This window comes from Shuttleworthella sp. (genome assembly GCF_057251025.1).
The window spans coordinates 14,352-32,088 of the sequence record NZ_DBHIDN010000008.1 but is presented as its reverse complement, the minus strand read 5'-3'; the positions used below and the strand labels follow the sequence as shown (position 1 = coordinate 32,088).

Below are 17,737 nucleotides of genomic sequence, written 5' to 3'. Positions count from 1 at the left end.
GAGTTTCTCAAGAGAGCCAGCAGGCCCAGATGGCAATGACCTCCCGAAGGTAGAAGAGGAGAAAGCTTCTCTTGGGATTGGGGGCGGGAAGGGCAAGGCAGGACAGCCCCTCTTTTCGGCCCAGATAGACCGCCCGGTAGCAGTGGAAAGCGGAAGTGACTAAGATGACGGACTCGCTACGGGCCAGAGAGGCAATCAGCCGGTGGGAGAAGGCCAGGTTTTCTCTCGTATTTTTGGAATGCCCTTCCATGGGAAGGCGCTTCCAGTCGATGCCGAGGGCCGAAAGGCCCTCTTTCATGTACCGGGCCTCTGAGGTCTCCTCATCTTCTCCCTGCCCGCCGGAGCAGATGCAGATGCTCTTGGGATGGGCTTTGAGCCAACTCGCCGCAGTCCGAATCCTGCCCTCAATGGAAGGGGTCCTGGTCTTGCATCCCAAGAGAATCAGAGTGTCGGGAAGATGCGCCGAGGCCGGATCAGGCGTGAGCCTGCGGGCGGCATAGAGCATGGCGCCCGTCGCCACAGAGAAGGCGAAGACGATCGCGATGAAAAGAAGGTAGATAATCAGGATGACGGGGTTCATAATTCCTCCCTGTGCTTTACTCGGATTCGGCGGATTCGCAGTTTCGCGAAAGCATTGTGAAAACTGCTCTCATCTTAACACAGTTGTCAATTTATTAACTTTCTATTAAATTGCGCACAAGGGCTGGATTGCTAGCAGACAAAGTGATAGAGTGCTAAATATATCAAAAGCCATCTCCGATGAGAAGATCGAGACGGATTTTGTGTGACAGACCGATTTCACGACAGAAAGTGAGCGTTGTTTATGAATGAAGTTAAGAAACCAAGGCGTCCGCTGGCAGTCTATTATCTGGTGATCCTGCTCGCTGTGATCGTTATCAATACCATGATCCTGCCAAGGCTTGCGTCCTCCCAGATTAAGAATGTGGACTACTCCACTTTCATCCAGATGACCAATGATAAGCAGATTGATGAGGTCAGCATCGACAGCAGTCAGATCGTATTTACAGACAAGACCGGCAACAAGTATGCGACCGGCCTGGTGAATGACCAGGGACTGACCGACCGGCTCTACCAGTCCGGGGCCAAGTTCTCCGGTCAGATCCGCACGCAGGTCAGCCCGCTGATGAGCTTCCTCCTCAGCTTTATCCTGCCCCTTTTGATCTTCTGGGCCATAGGCGAATTCCTGTCGCGGAGAATGATGGATCGGATGGGAGGGGCGCTTGGCGGCAACTCTCTGAGCTTCGGCATGGGCAAGTCCAATGCCAAGGTCTACGTCAAGAGCTCGGATGGCATCCGGTTTGACGATGTAGCCGGAGAGGAAGAGGCCAAGGAAAACCTGCAGGAGATCGTCGAGTACCTGCATGATCCGCACAAGTACACGGCCATCGGAGCCAAGATGCCCAAGGGGATCCTGCTCGTGGGCCCTCCCGGAACCGGTAAGACCATGCTGGCCAAGGCCGTCGCGGGCGAGGCCAATGTTCCCTTCTTCTCCATGAGCGGATCTGAATTCGTCGAGATGTTTGTCGGCATGGGAGCCTCCAAGGTCAGGGACCTCTTCCGCCAGGCCAAGGAGAAGGCCCCCTGCATTGTCTTCATTGATGAGATCGACGCCATCGGCAAGAGGAGAGAGGGCGGCAATTTCGGCGGCAATGATGAGAGAGAACAGACCTTAAACCAGCTTCTGACCGAGATGGATGGATTTGAGGACAATCTGGGAGTTGTAATCCTGGCGGCCACCAACCGGCCTGAGGCCTTAGACCTTGCCCTGACCCGTCCCGGCCGCTTCGACCGCCGGGTCCCGGTCGAGCTGCCGGACCTGCAGGGGAGAATTGACATCCTCAAGGTACACGCCAAGAAGGTCAAGATCGGTGACGATGTGGATTTCGACAAGATCGCCCGCATGGCCGCCGGAGCCTCCGGCGCGGAGCTTGCCAATATGGTCAATGAGGCTGCCCTTCGTGCGGTCAGGGCCGGCCGGTCCTTTGCGACGCAGGAGGATCTGGAGGAGTCGATTGAAGTCGTCATCGCGGGCTATCAGAAGAAAAATGCGATCCTGAGCGACAAGGAGAAGCTGATTGTCGCCTATCATGAGATAGGCCATGCTCTGGTGGCGGCTCTCCAGTCCCACTCCGCGCCGGTCACGAAGATCACCATTGTTCCCCGCACCTCCGGAGCCCTGGGCTACACCATGCAGGTGGAGGATGAGGGAAACCACTATCTGATGAGCCGGGAGGAGATGGAGAATCAGATCGCCACCCTGACCGGTGGAAGAGCGGCGGAGGAAGTGGAGTTCCACTCTGTCACAACAGGTGCGGCCAATGATATCGAGAAGGCGACCAAATTGGCCAGGGCCATGATCACCCGCTATGGTATGTCCGATGAATTTGACATGGTGGCGATGGAGACCGTGACCAACCAGTATCTGGGAGGAGACGCCTCCTTGGCCTGCTCTCCCGAGACCCAGACCCTGATCGACCGGAGGGTGGTTGAGCTGGTCGCAAGACAGCATGACAAGGCCCGCAAGCTGATCGCGGACAACAAAGCCAAGCTGGACGAACTGGCCGAGCACCTATACTTCCGAGAGACGATCAGCGGGGACGAGTTCATGGAGATCTTAAATGCCCCCGTCAAGAGAAGAGGGATCCCCATGGCAGAAGACCCCGTCGATGTCTCGGAGTCCTAAGAACTCTCACAGAATATTCAGCTACAGGCGGCAGGAGAATCTCTCCCGGCCGCCTTTTGTATTGACAAAGCGGGGGCGGATTTTTATGATATAAAATGCAAGCGAGTTGCAAAATGGAGAGGGCCATGCAGAAGCGATATCAATCCAAAGGGGTTCGAGTCATTGCAGATTATATGCGCAGGCATCCGGAAGAGGTCTTTGACGCGGGAAGCCTGATCCGGGACATGGAAGAACAGGGACAGACCGTGGATCGGGCCACGATCTACAGGACACTGGACCGCATGACGCAGGACCGTCGCCTGCTGGCCTTTCGCCCCAATGACGCGGACCGGCTCTATTACCAGAGCGCCACAGACCGGTCTGCCTGTCATGACCACCTGCACGCCAGATGCAGGACCTGCGGGCGCGTCATCCACCTCGAGAAAGTCTTCGCGGAGGATTTTCTGCAGAGGGTACAAGAAGAGTATGGCTTCTCTGTCCTGACGGATCTCAGCAGCTTATCCGGCTACTGCGACAGTTGCAGGCCCAAGACAGGCGCCCCCGTCTGACGATCGCCTCGCAAGACGGATGGGGCAGAGCAAATGAGTGATTCAAAAGTGCGATTCAAATGAGCGATTTCATGGAAAGGATTTAGAAATCAAATGAAAAGAAGAGTGATATCCCTGCTACTAGCCTTGACTCTCATCCTCACTGCGCTCACGGGATGCCGCCCTTTAGCCGGGCAAGACAAGAAGGCTTCCTCCAGGGAGGCGGGGGCCAAGCAGGATAAGTACAAGATTGTATGCACCACATTTCCCCAATATGACTGGGTCATGAACCTGGTCGGCGATCTCAAGGATAAGTTTGAGCTGACTTACCTGATGGAGAGCGGGGTTGATCTGCACAGTTATCGGCCCAGCGCAACGGACATGGCGAAAATCGAGGGGGCCGATCTCTTTATCTACGTGGGGGGCGAATCGGACGCCTGGGTTGCGGATGCTCTTAAGGATTCCAAGAATCAGTCTCTTAGGACTGTGAACATGCTGGATTCCCTGGGCGACGGTAAGAAGGAAGAGGAAGTCGTAGAGGGAATGCAGAAGGAGGAAGAGAAAGAAGAAGAGGGCGACAAGGGGCCGGAGTACGATGAGCACGTCTGGCTGTCTCTCAAGAACGCCCGGAAGCTGACGGGTCTGATCTCAGACCATATGAAGAAGATAGATCCCGCTGACGCAGACGCAATCGATGCAAACACGAAGGCCTACCAGAAGAAACTCGAGGCCCTAGACCAAACCTATGCCGAGGAGATCAAGAAGACGGGGCACAAGCCGGTCCTCTTCGGGGACCGCTTCCCCTTCCGCTATCTGATTGATGACTACGGATTGAAATACTACGCTGCCTTCGTGGGCTGCAGCGCCGAGTCAGAGGCCAGCTTTCAGACGGTCAGCTTTCTGGCCGGGAAGGTCGATGAGCTCCATCTGCCGGTCATTCTCACGATTGAGAAGTCCGATCATAAGATTGCGGAGACCATCCGGGAGAACACCCGGGATAAGAATCAGAAGATCCTGACCCTGGATTCGCTTCAGTCGGTCAGCAGAGAGGATATTGAAAAGGGCAGAAACTACCTGAAGGCCATGGAAGAGAACCTGGATGTTCTGAAGGCGGCACTCAAGTAAGACTTAAGCTAGAGGAGCAAGACGATCCATGTCATATATCAGATGCAGGAACTTATCGGTCGGATACGGGGGGAAGCCGGTGGCGAGCGACCTCAACTTCGAGATCAACCAGGGGGACTATCTCTGCCTGGTCGGGATGAACGGCGTCGGAAAGAGCACCCTGATGAAGACCCTTCTTCACCTGCTCGATCCGGTGTCCGGGGGGATGACGGTCGGAGACGGGCTGAAGCCGCAGGAGATCGGTTACTTGCCCCAGCAGACCTCTTACCAGAAGCATTTTCCGGCAACAGTCTGGGAGCTGACCCTGTCGGGGACCATTGCAAAGAGCCGCCGTCTCTTCTATACTGCGGCCCAGAAGGAGATGTGCGAGACCAGATTAAGACAGCTTGGCATGTGGAATATGCGGGGGAGGAGCTATCGGAGCCTGTCCGGGGGGCAGCAGCAGCGGGCCCTGTTGGCGAGAGCTCTCTGCGCGGCATCCAAAATCCTGGTCTTGGATGAGCCGGAGGCGGGGCTTGACCCGGCGACAAGAGATCAGCTCTACAAGATCACGGAAGAGCTCCATCGATCCGGGGTTACGATCGTGATGATCACGCATGATCTGGGGGCCTTGGAATACGCAAGTCATGTCCTCCAGCTTGGAAGAAGGCAGCATTTTTACGGGACACGGGATGATTACCGGAAGAGCAGGCAGTGGGTTATGCTCAGGGAATGGGAAGAAGGATCGGGAGACCTATGATTGACTCATTGATGTATTATCTGCAATTTCCCTTTGTGCAGAGGGCTCTGATCGGGGGGATCCTGATTGCCATGTGCTCCGCCCTGCTGGGCGTGATTCTCGTACTCAGGGGCTTTTCTTATATCGGAGACGGGCTGTCCCATGCGGCCTTTGGGGCGATGGCGGTGGCCGCCGTCTTAAAACTGTCCAACAACAGCCTCCTGATCCTGCCGGTCACGGTCATCTGCGCCCTGGTCCTCTTTCGCTTCGGATCAAGCGAGCGGGTGCACGGGGATGCGGCGCTCGCCGTCATGTCGGTCAGTACCCTTGCGGCCGGCTACCTGATCATGAATGTCTTCTCGGTCTCGGCCAATGTCTCGGGAGATGTCTGCACAACCCTCTTCGGGTCCACGTCCATTCTGACTTTGACCCGGGCGCAGGTGCAGGCCTGTCTTCTCATGTCGGTCCTGTCGGTCCTGGTCTTCGTCCTCTTCTTCCATCGGATTTTCGCAGTGATCTTCGATGAGGACTTCGCCAGGGCATCCGGAATACCGGTCAGGGCCTATCAGACCCTGATCGCGGTCCTGATCGCAGTCATCATCGTGATGGCCATGGACTTGGTCGGGTCGCTTCTGATCACAGCCCTCCTGATCTTTCCGGCCCTCTCCGCCATGCAGCTGTTCGGAAGCTTTCGGGGAACCGTGGTATATGCGGCCCTCCTGTCCATGCTGGGCGCCGGATGCGGGATTATCCTGTCGATTCTCGCCTCCACACCGGTGGGGGCAACTGTAGTCCTCTTTGATATGGGAGTCTTCTTCCTGCATTTTGTCATAGGAAAGATCAGAGGTTGATGGAATGATGAATTCATATAAGTGTCTTGTGAAGACCATAGCGATCCTGTCCTCCCTTTTTCTTCTTACGGCTTGTTCTTCTGACCGGGCGGTCAGTCGGGGAAGTCAGGGGAACAAGGTCGAGGACACCATCCAGGGACAGATTCAAAAAGAGAATGCCTCCTCCGGGGGACCGACGGGTCAATCCGGGGCAAGGGAACAAAAAGAGCAGGCGGGAGCCGGGACGAGCGGGTCGAAGGAGACCGGGCAGGAGAAGGACCTTAAAAGTGTGGACCTCGACCTGACGAAGATGGGCAAGGATATGGTCTACGCCAATGTCTTTCAGATGATGACCGAGCCGGATAAATTCATCGGAAAGAGGGTCAAGATTGCGGGAATTCTGAATGTGGTGCCTGTCGAAGGGCAGAATTATTACTGCTGCATCATCAAGGACGCCCAGGGCTGCTGTCAGAATGGAATTGAATTCGTCTGGGGAGATGGCAGTCACAAATATCCGGAGGAATATCCGAAAGAAGACGCAGAGATCTGTGTGACCGGAGTCTTTGAGACCTATCAGGAAAATGGGGGTCAAAACAAGTACTGCAGGTTAAGAGATGCGGATTTGAACTGGTAAATAGAACCGGTAAAGAAAAATGGAGACGGTGGGACTTGAACCCATGACCTCTTGAATGCCATTCAAGCGCTCTCCCAACTGAGCTACGCCCCCGGATCGGATGTGTCTAGGATAACAGAGTCTCTCACATCAGACAAGCATATTTTCGCAGAAGATGCGGGCATATTCTAAGAGACCGAAGACGGACCGGTCCGGTCCCGGCCGGAGGTCCCGACCGTCCCGTCCCGGCCCGGCCGGATCACTCCGGCGGCAAAAGGATGGTTTACATCCGGGAATAGGTGTATTAGAATTGATAAGACGATGCTTGTTTATAAGCAGTAAGGTGCGTGATTCATATGCAGAATTTAGAAAATACGCAGTATTTCAGGTTGACCAAGGATAATGAAGTGAGCACGAAGGAGATCCTTCGGGTTGTCTACGATGCCCTGGTGGAGAAGGGCTACAGTCCCTCCAACCAGATCGTAGGTTATATCATGTCGGGAGATCCCACATTCATCACAAGCCATAATGGGGCCAGAAGCCTGATCATGAAGCTGGAGCGGGATGAGATTGTCGAGGAATTGCTCTGCTCCTATATCCGCAGTGAACTGAAGGACCATGCGTAAGACTCACGGAAGGGATCATCTGATGGCACTGGACTACGGAGCCAGGACCGTCGGTGTGGCCTGCACAGATTCCCTGGGGCTCACGGCGCAGGCGGTGGAGACCGTCTGGCGCAAGCGGGAGGACAAGCTGCGGAGGACCCTGGCCAGAATCGAGCAGATTGCCGGGGAGAGGGAGATCCGCCGGATTATTGTGGGACTCCCCCTGAATATGGATGACAGTGAGGGTGAAAGGGCCAAGAGGGCCAGGGCCTTTGCTGATCAGCTTGCCAGAAGGACCGGCCTTCCGGTTGAGATGTATGACGAGAGGCTCTCTACGGTGGAAGCGGATGAGATCCTGGAGGAATGCGGGGTCGCCGCCGAAAGGCGCAAGGAGCATATCGATGTCCTGTCCGCGCAGCTGATCTTAGAGCGTTATATGGATGACCTGCGTCAATGACAGGTCCTTTTCTGCATGAAATAGTAATCACAGAGCTCCGCTTCGGAACTCTTTTTTGTGTGCCAGAGACAAGTGTCTGATCAGCCCCGCCGATGCCGGGACAAAGGGATCAGCCCTTTGGGCAGAAAGGAACAGGAAAGGATTTAGGATGGAGGAGAGACTTCCCACAATTATATTTACGGATACCGGGAGCGAGGAGACGAAGACCCTCTATGTCCTGGAGGAGACCAGTCTGGCCGGAAGGAAATACCTTCTGGTGACGGATGCCCCGGAGGGGGATGCGGAGGCCTTTATCTTCCGCGAGGACGGCGAGGATGAGGAGAATATCACCTATGGTCCGGTCGAGGATGACAGGGAGTATGAGGTGATTGCCAAGCTCTTTGAGGAGCTCTTGGACGATACGGAGTTTGCCAGGGAATAAGAGGTCCTGTGTACGCCGGCGGGCCGCAGGGCCACAAGGCAGAACAGGGACCCAAGGCAGATTGGAATTTGATCCTTTGATCGATTGATTTGAAATGTAAGAAAGGATGACATATGACAGAAGAGATGAATCAAAAGAAGGAAACTCAGAAGAAGGAAACTCAAAAGAAGGAGACGCAGAAGGAACAGGCCGGCAGAACCTATCGCCGCAGAAGCCCCCGCAAGGAGGGGACGGATCGGGACAAGCCGAAGCAGGCGAATCCGACTCGGATGAGGGCTGAGGCCGGGACAGAGAGAAGGGATGAGGATCCGGGAAAGGCCTCTGCACCCAGACGCAATCCACGTCCGAGAAGGCAGGAGAGCCCGGCCCAAGCCGATGCGCCCCAGGTGAAAAGCGCCAGAAGCCGGGGCCGCAAGAAGGCCAATGGGCCGACGGTCAAGATTATCCCCCTGGGAGGTCTGGGACAGATCGGCATGAACATCACTGCCTTTGAGTACGGGAATGACATTATTGTGGTCGACTGCGGCCTGGCTTTTCCGGATGATGATATGTACGGCGTGGACCTGGTCATTCCGGATATCACATATCTGAAGGACAATGAGAGCAAGATCCGGGGATTCTTCATCACCCACGGTCACGAGGATCATATCGGGGCCATCCCCTATGTTCTCAATGAGATCAATGCCCCCCTCTATGCGACGAAGCTCACGATGGCGATCATCGAGCACAAGCTGGAGGAGAAGCATATGCTGTCCAAGGTCAAGCGCAAGGTCGTCAAGTTCGGCTCCACCATCAGCGCAGGCCAGTTCAAGGTTGAATTTATCAAGACCAACCACTCGATTCAGGATGCAGCAGCGCTCGCCATCAGCTCTCCGGCGGGAACCATTGTGCACACCGGAGACTTCAAGGTGGACTACACCCCGGTCTTCGGAGACCCCATCGACCTGCAGCGCTTCGCAGAACTCGGGAAGAAGGGTGTCCTTGCCCTGCTCTGTGACTCCACGAACGCGGAGCGAAGCGGATTTACCGCCTCGGAGCGCACTGTCGGCCATACCATTGACACGATTTTCTCAGAACACAAGACCCAGAGGATGATCATCGCCACTTTTGCCTCCAATGTGGACCGGGTGCAGCAGATTATCAATTCCGCCTATAAGTATGGGCGCAAGGTGGTTGTCGAGGGCCGGTCCATGGTCAATATCATCGGGATTGCCTCGTCCCTCGGCTATCTGGAGATCCCCGATAACACCCTGATTGATATCAATGAGGTCCGCAACTATCCGGACAATAAGATCTGTCTGATCACGACCGGATCGCAGGGCGAGACCATGGCGGCCCTGTCCCGCATGGCAAACGGAATACACCGCAAGGTTCAGATCACACCCAATGACGTGGTTGTCTTCTCCTCGCACCCGATTCCGGGGAATGAGAAGTCGGTCTCCGGGATCATGAATGAGCTGATCGCCAAGGGCGCCGAGATCGTCAACCAGGATGTTCATGTCTCCGGCCATGCCTGTGCCGAGGATATCAAATTAATCTACTCCCTGGTCAAGCCCACTTACTCCATTCCGGTACACGGAGAGATCAAGCACCGCATGGCGCAGGGACGCCTGGCAGAGGCGGTCGGCGTGCCCAAGGACCATATCCTTATGATCCAGACCGGCGATGTGCTTGAGATCAACGAGGACTTCCACAAGGTGGTCGGCAAGGTGCAGACCGGCGCTGTCATGGTCGATGGACTGGGCGTGGGAGATGTCGGAAACATTGTGCTTCGCGACCGGCAGAAGCTGGCAGAGGACGGCATCATTATAGTCGCCATGACAATGGACTCCGCCTCCGGCGAGGTGGTGGCCGGACCGGACCTGGTATCCCGCGGATTCGTCTATGTGCGCGGGGCAGAGGACCTGATGGAAGACGCCAGAGCTGTCTTAAACGAGGCGGTCAAGAGGTGTGAGAGGGAGGGAATCTCGGATTGGGCCGAGATCAAGACCCAGGTCAAGGATTCCCTGTCCTCCTTCGTCTGGAAGCAGACGCAGAGAAGCCCCATGATCCTGCCGATTATTATGGAAGTATAAGGGGATGGATGACAGAAGACTCAAGGGATACCTGCGCTCTCTCTACCCGGATCTGACAGAAGAGCTGGCGGGGATTGAGCGGGAGGCCCTGGCCTCCGGCATTCCCATCATTCGAAAGGACACCCAGCAGTATTTGAGGACCCTGATGGCCCTGCGTCGTCCGGCCCGGATCCTGGAGGTGGGAACGGCAGTCGGCTTCTCGGCCGCCTTTATGGCCACATATAATCCGGTCGATTGCAGGATCACAACCCTTGAGAATTATGAACCCAGAATTGTCCTCGCCAGAGAGAACTTCCGGAGAATGGGCCTTTGTGATACGATCCGGCTCCTGGAGGGGGATGCCCTGGAACTTCTGCCCCGGATCAAGGAGAGCTGCGACTTGATCTTCATGGATGCGGCCAAGGGCCAGTATATCAATTACTGGCCGGAACTGGTCCGGCTGAGCCGGCCGGGAAGCGTCATTGTCACGGACAATGTCCTCCAGGAGGGAGATATCCTGGAATCGCACTATCTGGTGACCAGGCGCAATCGAACCATACACAAGCGCATGCGGGAATACCTGTGGGAACTGACCCATGACGACCGCTTCGTGACAGACATTCTGAATGTCGGTGACGGCCTCGCAGTCAGCGTGCGTGTCAAAGAGTAAGGAAGTGTGATGAGACCGATTGAACTGCTCTGCCCCGCCTCGAACTTAGAGGTCCTAAAGACGGCGGTCATCTATGGGGCCAATGCGGTGTATATCGGCGGTGAGGCCTTTGGCCTTCGCGCCAACGCCAAGAACTTCAGCCGGCGGGACATGGAGGAGGGGATCGCTTTTGCCCATGCGCGCGGGGTCAAGGTCTATGTCACCGCCAATATCTATGCCCACAATGAGGACCTGGAGGGGATCCGCCTCTATTTCAAAGAACTGGCCCAAATCGGGCCGGACGCCATATTGATTGCGGATCCGGCTGTCTTCATGCTGGCAAGAGAGATCTGCCCCCGGATCGACATCCATATCTCGACCCAGGCCAACAATACCAACTGGGGGACCTACAACTTCTGGCACTCTCTGGGGGCGACCCGGGTGGTGGCGGCCAGGGAGCTGTCACTTAAGGAAATCCGACAGATCCGGGACCACATTGACCCGGACCTGGAGATCGAGGCATTTGTCCACGGCGCCATGTGCATGGCCTACTCCGGCCGCTGCCTGCTCTCTAATTACATGACCGGCAAGGACGCCAACCAAGGTGAGTGCACCCATGCCTGCCGTTGGAAGTACAATTTGGTGGAGGAGAAACGCCCCGGGCAGTATCTGCCGATCGAAGAGGACGCTCACGGGACCTACATTATGAATTCCAAGGACCTGTGTATGATCGAGTACCTCCCCCAGATGATTGAGGCGGGAATTGACTCACTCAAGATCGAGGGAAGAATGAAAACGGCCCTCTATGTGGCTACGGTGGCCCGCACCTACCGGCGGGCAATCGACGATTACTTGAGAGATCCGGCCCTCTATCAGGCCCATATGGGCTGGTACAAGGACCAGATCCGGTCCTGCACTTACCGTCAGTACTCTACGGGTTTCTTCTTCGGAAAGCCAAGCGGAGAGGACCAGATCTACGAATCCGCAAGTTATGTCAAGGGAGCAACCTATCTGGGACAGGTAGAGAGGGTCAGGCCGGATCAGACCTTCCTGATCGAGCAGAAGAATAAGTTCTGTGTCGGGGATAGCATTGAAATTATGAAGCCGAATGGGGATAATATAGAGGTAACGGTGACCTCGATCACTGACCCGGAGGGGAATCCTCAGGATTCCTGCCCTCACGCCAGACAGAAGGTCTGGATCGGAATCAAGGGAGGCACAGTCGAGGAGTACGACATCTTACGAAGACATGAGGAGGCCTAAGAGGGAATATGGCGAGCAGGAAGTATGTAGCTTATGTCGGCATTTACACACAGAAGGATCCCATGGGAATCCACATCTATGACTTGGACGGGCAGACGACGGTTCTTAAGGAGAGAGCCGGGGTGAAAGCGGACAATGTCTCTGATATCCGAATCTCAGGGGATGGGCGCTATCTCTATGCAACAGTCGATGAGGGCCTGTCCGCCTATCGGGTGGATGAGAAGGGAGACCTGACCTTCATCAATACCAACTGGATCGGGGGTATGCGGGGTCACTCCCTCTGCCTGGATTCCAGGAACCGCTACGCCTTTGTCGGTGGCTTCCACGATGGACGGGTTACCATGATGAGGCTGAATCCCGACGGCTCTGTCGGGGATATTGCAGATGGGATCTTCCATCAGAGGCTTGGCTTCTCCTCTGTCGAGAAGCGGGAGGATCCCCATGTGACCTGTGTGATTCTGACGCCGGATGAGAAGTACCTCTGCGCGGTGGATAAGGGAATTGATCAGGTCAAGATCTATGCGGTTGACTATGAGATGGGAAGGCTGAAGCTTGAGAACATTATCCGCTGTCCCATGAATTCCGCTCCCCGCACCATGGCTTTCGGGGAGAACGGAAAGCAGGCCTATGTCCTGACGGAGACCTCCAACACTGTGATGGTCCTTGACTACAGCCTTGATAAGGGACCTCAGTTCGACCTAATTCAAGACCTGCACCTCTTTACCAAGGCGGGCAATGCCGCCAGCGCTGACTTGGAACTGTCGAAGGACGGCAAGTACCTCTATGTCTCCGTTGATGCCAGAAATTCGATCGCCTGCAATGCCATTGATGGAGAGGGAAAACTGACCTGGCTCTTCACGACGCATATTTCCGGCGACTTCCCCAAGGATCTTGCCATTATGCCCGGGGGAGATGACTATCTTGTCCTGAACCATGACAGTGACGAGATCTGGGCTTTTCACATCAACCACGAGAAGAAGTATGCCCTTATGAAGAGCAAGCCAATCAGCCTGTCAACACCCAATTGTATCCTGATTCACGAGCTCGGCTGATCTGAGGCCAGAGGGGAAAAAGGTGTTCATACAAAGTCGGCCGCCATATATCGCATGGGCCATCGGATGCAGGCGCGAGTATGGGGCCGGCTTTTCCTGCGTCATCCCTCTTTTGCGCCCGTCGATCGGGGGAGGACAAGCGACGCGGACACAGAGATCAGAGTAGAGAGGAAAGCATATGGCAGGATCTACATATGGAAAGCACTTTCGGGTCAGCAGCTGGGGTGAGTCCCACGGCAGGGCTCTGGGCTGTGTCATTGACGGGGTCCCTGCGGGATTGGAACTGAGCCAGGAGGAGATCCGGCATATGATGGACCGCCGCAAACCGGGCCAATCCCCTTATACCACCGGGCGCAGAGAGGGAGATGAGATAGAGATCCTATCGGGCCTCTTCGAGGGGAAAACCACCGGCACACCCCTCTCTCTTCTGGTGCGTAATTCGGACCAGCACTCCGGGGACTATGGGAAGATTGCTCATGTCTTTCGCCCGGGGCATGCCGACTGGGGCTTTTTCGCCAAATACGGCTTTCGCGATTACAGGGGCGGCGGCAGGTCCTCCGGCAGAGAGACTGTTGCGCGCGTAGCGGCCGGAGCAGTGGCCAAGAGTATTCTTATGGAACTTGGGATTTCGGTCTCAGCATATACTTGGTCCATCGGGCCGGTCACATGTCGCCGCTACGATGCAGACCAGATCATGAAAAATCCCCTCTATATGCCGGATGCCGATGCGGCGCAGGAGGCAGAAGCCTATCTGAGAGATTGCATCAAGAAGCTGGATTCCTCCGGAGGTGTGATCGAGTGCCGGATTCAGGGGATGCCCGCGGGCGTGGGAGAGCCTGTATTCGATAAGCTGGACGCCTCCTTGGCCAAGGCGGTATTCTCCATCGGAGCGGTCAAGGGATTTGAGATCGGCTCCGGATTTGCGGCTGCCAATGCCAGAGGGAGCGAGAACAATGACTCCTTTATCATAAGAGAGGGGAAGCTTGCCAAGGAGACCAATCACGCCGGAGGCATTCTGGGCGGCATCTCGGACGGCGATGAGATTGTATTCCGGGCGGCAGTAAAGCCCACACCCTCCATTGCCGGACCTCAGAAGACGGTGAATGAGGCGAAAGAGGAGGTTGAGATTGAGATCTCGGGCCGGCATGATCCGGTGATTGTTCCCAGAGCAGTTGTCGTCGTGGAAGCCATGGCGGCGATCGCCCTGGTGGATCTGCTCTTTGAGAACATGTCATCTCGCATGGACCGGGTCCTTGACTTCTATCGGTCCGTCTGATGCAGTGCAGGGATCTCGGGGGCCGGGCGCATAGAAAGAGAAGCGAATGTATCAGATCTTGAGAACAGAGGGGAGGGCCAAACGGGCCGTATTCACGACGGTGCACGGGACGGTCCAGACCCCCCTTTTTATGAATGTCGGAACGGTTGGTGCGATTAAGGGAGCCGTCTCCACAGAGGACTTGAAGGAACTGGGCTGTCAGATCCAGCTGTCCAATACTTATCATCTGCACGTTCGGACGGGAGACGAGACTATACGCGATCTGGGCGGGCTGCATAGATTCATGGTCTGGGACCGGCCGATTCTGACGGATTCCGGCGGCTTCCAGGTCTTTTCCCTGGCCGGTCTGCGGAAGATCAAGGAGGAGGGGGTTACCTTCAGGAGCCATATCGACGGGCACAAGATCTTCATGGGACCGGAGGAGAGCATCCGAATCCAGTCCAACCTGGGCTCTACGATTGCTATGGCCTTCGATGAGTGCCCGGATGCCCTGGCTGAGCGCGATTACGTGCAGAAATCCGTGGACCGGACCTATCGCTGGCTGGTCCGTTGCAAGGAGGAGATGGCCCGATGCAATGCCGCGGAGGGAAGCGTCAATCCCAACCAGCTCCTCTTTGGCATTAACCAGGGGGCGATCTATCCGGATATCCGCATCGAGCACGCCAGGCGTATCCGGGAACTGGACCTGCCCGGCTATGCCATCGGGGGTCTGGCAGTGGGAGAGAGTCATGAGCAGATGTACGATGTCCTGGATGCCCTTGTGCCGCACCTGCCCCAGGATAAGCCCACCTACCTGATGGGGGTCGGGACGCCCCAGAACATTCTGGAGGCGGTCGACCGGGGGGTTGATTTTTTCGATTGCGTCTATCCGAGCCGCAATGCCCGCCACGGTCAGCTCTACACCCATCGGGGCAAGATCAACATCAAGAATGCCAGATACGCCAAGGACATGGGCCCGATCGAGGAGGGGTGCGGCTGTCCTGCCTGCCGGACCTATTCCAGGGCCTATATCCGCCATCTGATGAAGGCGGGCGAGATGCTTGGCATGCGGCTCTGTGTCATGCACAATCTCTATTTCTACAATCATCTGATGCGAGAGATCCAAGATTCTCTGGATGAAGGGCGCTTTGCGGCCTTCAAGCGAGAGACACTTGATGCGATGGAGCGGGGACAGGGAGATTGAGGGCCGGACACAGAGAAAATCGGCGGAAACAGGCCGGGATCTCAGCTTGTCAAAGCCCCTTGCTTCCGATACAATGGCAATATATTTTTTAGGAGGAGAACAGAATGTTAGCATCAACCGGTAGTTCGATTACCATGATTATCTGGATCGTTGTCATCTTCGGATTTATGTATTTTATGATGATTCGTCCCCAGCAGAAGGAACAGAAGAAGAAGACGGCCATGCTCAATGCGCTGGCGGTCGGAGACACCGTCATGACGACCAGCGGCTTCTACGGTGTCGTCATCGACATTGACGAGGAGACAGTGATCGTCGAGTTCGGAAGCAACAAAAATTGCCGTATTCCCATGTCCAAGTCCGCAATCTCACAGGTAGAGAAGCCGGAAGACGCAGCCAAGGCCGCAGATGAGGCCAAGAACCCCATTGAAGAGCCGGAGAAGAAGGGACTCTCAGGTCTCTTTGGAAGAAAGAAGGACTGATCGCATGACCAAGCATGTATTTGTTACGGGCGGCGTTGTATCCGGGCTCGGCAAGGGAATTACCGCGGCCTCTCTGGGCCGCCTGCTCAAGATGCGCGGCTACAAGGTGGCATCGCAGAAGCTGGATCCCTACATGAATATCGATCCCGGTACCATGAGTCCCTTTCAACATGGCGAGGTCTATGTCACAGAAGACGGGGCAGAGACAGACCTGGATCTGGGACACTATGAGCGCTTCATCGACGAGAACCTGAACAAGTACTCCAACCTGACTTCCGGAAGGACTTACTGGAATGTCCTGAACAGGGAGCGTGAGGGCGGTTATTTGGGAAAGACTGTCCAGATCATCCCCCACATTACGGACGAGATCAAGAATTTCATCTATATGGGGGCAGAGACGACCAAGGCGGATGTCCTGATCACAGAGATCGGCGGGACCATCGGAGATATCGAGTCTCAGCCCTTTTTGGAGGCAATCCGGCAGATCTCTCTGGAGAAGGGGCCGGAGAACTGCCTCTTCATCCATGTAACCCTGGTACCCTTCCTGTCCGGGTCTGATGAGTTGAAATCAAAGCCCACCCAGCACTCTGTCAAGGAACTGCGGGGGATTGGAATCAACCCCAATGTCATCGTCTGTCGGGCAGACCGTCCGATGACGGAGGACATTATCGGCAAGATCGCCATGTTTTCCAATGTACCCAAGGACTGCGTCGTCGAGAACTCGACCATGGACTGTCTCTACGAGGCGCCCCTGATGCTGCACCGCAATGGCTTAGACCGGGCGGTCTGCAGGCAGCTGGGACTGGACAGCGAATTGGCCGAGGATAATGAGAAGCTGATCGCCTGGACCGAGATGGTAGACCGGGTCAAGCATCCCAAGAAGACGGCGACGATCGCCATCGCGGGGAAATATGTCACACTTCATGACGCCTACCTGTCGATCCGGGAGGCCCTCTATCACGGAGGATACGCCAATGACGCGGAGGTCGACGTCCGCTGGATCAACACGGAAGAGGTCACGGCAGACAATGTCAGATCTGTCTTCGCCGGTGTCTCCGGAATCCTTGTCCCCGGCGGCTTTGGCGAGCGCGGGATCGAGGGCATGGTGCAGACCTGCCGCTACGCGCGAGAGAACAATATTCCCTATTTCGGGATTTGCCTTGGCATGCAGATCAGTGTGATTGAGTACGCAAGAAATGTGGCGGGCATCCCGGATGCCAATTCCGGGGAGTTCAGCGAGAACGGCAAGAACAATGTCATCGATCTGATGGAAGAGCAGATGCACATCGTTCGAAAGGGTGGAACCATGCGCCTTGGAGCATACCCCTGCAAAATTGCGGAGGGGACCATGCTTAAGCGGGCCTATGGACAGGACCTGATTCAGGAGCGCCATCGCCACAGATTCGAGTTCAACAACAAGTACCGCGATCTCCTTAAGGAGGCCGGCCTGACCATATGCGGGACCTCTCCCGACGATCTGATTGTCGAGGCGGTCGAGGATGACAGCAGAAGATTCCATGTGGGCGTACAGTTCCACCCGGAATTCAAGTCCCGTCCCAACAAGCCCCACCCCCTCTTCGCCAAGTTCATCGAGGCCAGCTTAGAGGACTGACGGAAGATCAGAGGAGATTCTGTCGAACAAAATATAAACATTTTATAAAATATGTCTTGTCGGGTCTGCCAGCCATGGCCTATAATAGACTCGTTCATTACGAAGGCACCTTATTCGCTATGGATAAGGTGTTTTTCATTGGCCGGTCTGTTCTCATGACGTGGACAGG

Annotated in this window: 17 protein-coding genes, 1 tRNA gene and 1 pseudogene; 17 read left to right on the top strand and 2 right to left on the bottom strand. The window is 55.7% G+C overall.

All coding sequences use genetic code 11. The features are described 5' to 3' along the window. Positions 1-7: 7 nt before the first annotated feature. Positions 8-580 carry a YdcF family protein gene (locus ACO5R6_RS03440; protein ID WP_485625794.1) on the bottom strand — a complete coding sequence of 191 codons (573 nt, stop codon included), beginning with the start codon at positions 578-580 and terminating at the stop codon, positions 8-10. 243 nt (positions 581-823) lie between these two features. Here ACO5R6_RS03440 and ftsH point away from each other — a divergent pair, with 243 nt between their 5' ends. The 6 genes from ftsH to ACO5R6_RS03410 all read left to right on the top strand — a co-directional run bounded on the left by ftsH (position 824) and on the right by ACO5R6_RS03410 (position 6,538). Further along, positions 824-2,704 carry an ATP-dependent zinc metalloprotease FtsH gene (gene ftsH / locus ACO5R6_RS03435; protein WP_485625793.1) on the top strand — a complete coding sequence of 627 codons (1,881 nt, stop codon included), beginning with the start codon at positions 824-826 and terminating at the stop codon, positions 2,702-2,704. Positions 2,705-2,829: 125 nt separating this feature from the next. Further along, positions 2,830-3,252 (top strand): Fur family transcriptional regulator, encoded by a 423-nt coding sequence (locus ACO5R6_RS03430; RefSeq protein WP_485625792.1) that lies wholly within the window; start codon positions 2,830-2,832, stop codon positions 3,250-3,252. Between the two features lie 93 nt (positions 3,253-3,345). After that, entirely contained in the window at positions 3,346-4,356 is a 1,011-nt protein-coding gene (locus tag ACO5R6_RS03425; RefSeq protein WP_485625791.1) for a metal ABC transporter substrate-binding protein, read from the top strand. 28 nt (positions 4,357-4,384) lie between these two features. Next, entirely contained in the window at positions 4,385-5,095 is a 711-nt protein-coding gene (locus ACO5R6_RS03420; protein ID WP_485625790.1) for a metal ABC transporter ATP-binding protein, read from the top strand. Continuing rightward, complete coding sequence (locus ACO5R6_RS03415; RefSeq protein WP_485625789.1) at positions 5,092-5,925, top strand: metal ABC transporter permease; 834 nt, start codon at positions 5,092-5,094, stop codon at positions 5,923-5,925. Before ACO5R6_RS03420 ends, ACO5R6_RS03415 begins: the two co-directional genes overlap by 4 nt. Before the next feature lie 4 nt (positions 5,926-5,929). Beyond that, the gene (locus ACO5R6_RS03410; protein WP_485625788.1) at positions 5,930-6,538 is read left to right on the top strand and encodes a hypothetical protein; all 609 of its coding nucleotides are present in this window, start codon (positions 5,930-5,932) and stop codon (positions 6,536-6,538) included. 20 nt (positions 6,539-6,558) lie between these two features. Here the strand turns inward: ACO5R6_RS03410 and ACO5R6_RS03405 are convergent. Next, positions 6,559-6,631, bottom strand: a tRNA-Ala gene (locus tag ACO5R6_RS03405). Positions 6,632-6,873: 242 nt separating this feature from the next. Between ACO5R6_RS03405 and ACO5R6_RS03400 the strand changes: the two genes are divergently transcribed. The 11 genes and pseudogenes from ACO5R6_RS03400 to pyrG all read left to right on the top strand — a co-directional run bounded on the left by ACO5R6_RS03400 (position 6,874) and on the right by pyrG (position 17,568). After that, positions 6,874-7,143, top strand: a complete 270-nt coding sequence (locus tag ACO5R6_RS03400) for an IreB family regulatory phosphoprotein (protein WP_485625787.1) — start codon at positions 6,874-6,876, stop codon at positions 7,141-7,143. 22 nt (positions 7,144-7,165) lie between these two features. Next, entirely contained in the window at positions 7,166-7,579 is a 414-nt protein-coding gene (ruvX, locus tag ACO5R6_RS03395; protein ID WP_485625786.1) for a Holliday junction resolvase RuvX, read from the top strand. A 148-nt stretch (positions 7,580-7,727) separates the two neighbouring features. Next, positions 7,728-8,000, top strand: a complete 273-nt coding sequence (locus ACO5R6_RS03390) for a DUF1292 domain-containing protein (RefSeq protein WP_485625785.1) — start codon at positions 7,728-7,730, stop codon at positions 7,998-8,000. 113 nt (positions 8,001-8,113) lie between these two features. Continuing rightward, on the top strand, positions 8,114-10,075 hold the full coding sequence (locus tag ACO5R6_RS03385) for a ribonuclease J (RefSeq protein WP_485625784.1): 1,962 nt from the start codon (positions 8,114-8,116) through the stop codon (positions 10,073-10,075). A 4-nt stretch (positions 10,076-10,079) separates the two neighbouring features. Further along, a complete protein-coding gene (locus ACO5R6_RS03380) occupies positions 10,080-10,724 on the top strand; it encodes an O-methyltransferase (protein ID WP_485625783.1) in 645 nt (214 codons plus the stop codon). 9 nt (positions 10,725-10,733) lie between these two features. After that, positions 10,734-11,966 (top strand): peptidase U32 family protein, encoded by a 1,233-nt coding sequence (locus ACO5R6_RS03375; RefSeq protein ID WP_485625782.1) that lies wholly within the window; start codon positions 10,734-10,736, stop codon positions 11,964-11,966. Positions 11,967-11,974: 8 nt separating this feature from the next. After that, a complete protein-coding gene (locus ACO5R6_RS03370) occupies positions 11,975-13,018 on the top strand; it encodes a lactonase family protein (RefSeq protein ID WP_485625781.1) in 1,044 nt (347 codons plus the stop codon). Positions 13,019-13,196: 178 nt separating this feature from the next. Continuing rightward, the gene (aroC, locus tag ACO5R6_RS03365; protein ID WP_485625780.1) at positions 13,197-14,294 is read left to right on the top strand and encodes a chorismate synthase; all 1,098 of its coding nucleotides are present in this window, start codon (positions 13,197-13,199) and stop codon (positions 14,292-14,294) included. Positions 14,295-14,340: 46 nt separating this feature from the next. Next, a complete protein-coding gene (gene tgt, locus ACO5R6_RS03360) occupies positions 14,341-15,477 on the top strand; it encodes a tRNA guanosine(34) transglycosylase Tgt (protein WP_485625779.1) in 1,137 nt (378 codons plus the stop codon). Between the two features lie 104 nt (positions 15,478-15,581). Further along, positions 15,582-15,875, top strand: a pseudogene (gene yajC, locus ACO5R6_RS03355) (preprotein translocase subunit YajC); the annotation flags it as partial. An 85-nt stretch (positions 15,876-15,960) separates the two neighbouring features. After that, positions 15,961-17,568, top strand: coding sequence for a CTP synthase (gene pyrG, locus ACO5R6_RS03350; protein WP_485625778.1), 1,608 nt, complete (start codon positions 15,961-15,963; stop codon positions 17,566-17,568). Positions 17,569-17,737 lie beyond the last annotated feature (169 nt).

What these genes read in the sequence shown, in the direction of transcription:
- ACO5R6_RS03440 (WP_485625794.1), bottom strand. Translation starts at nt 580, where the DNA reads ATGAACCCCGTCATCCTGATTATCTACCTTCTTTTCATCGCGATCGTC.
- ftsH (WP_485625793.1), top strand. Translation starts at nt 824, where the DNA reads ATGAATGAAGTTAAGAAACCAAGGCGTCCGCTGGCAGTCTATTATCTG.
- ACO5R6_RS03430 (WP_485625792.1), top strand. Translation starts at nt 2,830, where the DNA reads ATGCAGAAGCGATATCAATCCAAAGGGGTTCGAGTCATTGCAGATTAT.
- ACO5R6_RS03425 (WP_485625791.1), top strand. Translation starts at nt 3,346, where the DNA reads ATGAAAAGAAGAGTGATATCCCTGCTACTAGCCTTGACTCTCATCCTC.
- ACO5R6_RS03420 (WP_485625790.1), top strand. Translation starts at nt 4,385, where the DNA reads ATGTCATATATCAGATGCAGGAACTTATCGGTCGGATACGGGGGGAAG.
- ACO5R6_RS03415 (WP_485625789.1), top strand. Translation starts at nt 5,092, where the DNA reads ATGATTGACTCATTGATGTATTATCTGCAATTTCCCTTTGTGCAGAGG.
- ACO5R6_RS03410 (WP_485625788.1), top strand. Translation starts at nt 5,930, where the DNA reads ATGATGAATTCATATAAGTGTCTTGTGAAGACCATAGCGATCCTGTCC.
- ACO5R6_RS03400 (WP_485625787.1), top strand. Translation starts at nt 6,874, where the DNA reads ATGCAGAATTTAGAAAATACGCAGTATTTCAGGTTGACCAAGGATAAT.
- ruvX (WP_485625786.1), top strand. Translation starts at nt 7,166, where the DNA reads ATGGCACTGGACTACGGAGCCAGGACCGTCGGTGTGGCCTGCACAGAT.
- ACO5R6_RS03390 (WP_485625785.1), top strand. Translation starts at nt 7,728, where the DNA reads ATGGAGGAGAGACTTCCCACAATTATATTTACGGATACCGGGAGCGAG.
- ACO5R6_RS03385 (WP_485625784.1), top strand. Translation starts at nt 8,114, where the DNA reads ATGACAGAAGAGATGAATCAAAAGAAGGAAACTCAGAAGAAGGAAACT.
- ACO5R6_RS03380 (WP_485625783.1), top strand. Translation starts at nt 10,080, where the DNA reads ATGGATGACAGAAGACTCAAGGGATACCTGCGCTCTCTCTACCCGGAT.
- ACO5R6_RS03375 (WP_485625782.1), top strand. Translation starts at nt 10,734, where the DNA reads ATGAGACCGATTGAACTGCTCTGCCCCGCCTCGAACTTAGAGGTCCTA.
- ACO5R6_RS03370 (WP_485625781.1), top strand. Translation starts at nt 11,975, where the DNA reads ATGGCGAGCAGGAAGTATGTAGCTTATGTCGGCATTTACACACAGAAG.
- aroC (WP_485625780.1), top strand. Translation starts at nt 13,197, where the DNA reads ATGGCAGGATCTACATATGGAAAGCACTTTCGGGTCAGCAGCTGGGGT.
- tgt (WP_485625779.1), top strand. Translation starts at nt 14,341, where the DNA reads ATGTATCAGATCTTGAGAACAGAGGGGAGGGCCAAACGGGCCGTATTC.
- pyrG (WP_485625778.1), top strand. Translation starts at nt 15,961, where the DNA reads ATGACCAAGCATGTATTTGTTACGGGCGGCGTTGTATCCGGGCTCGGC.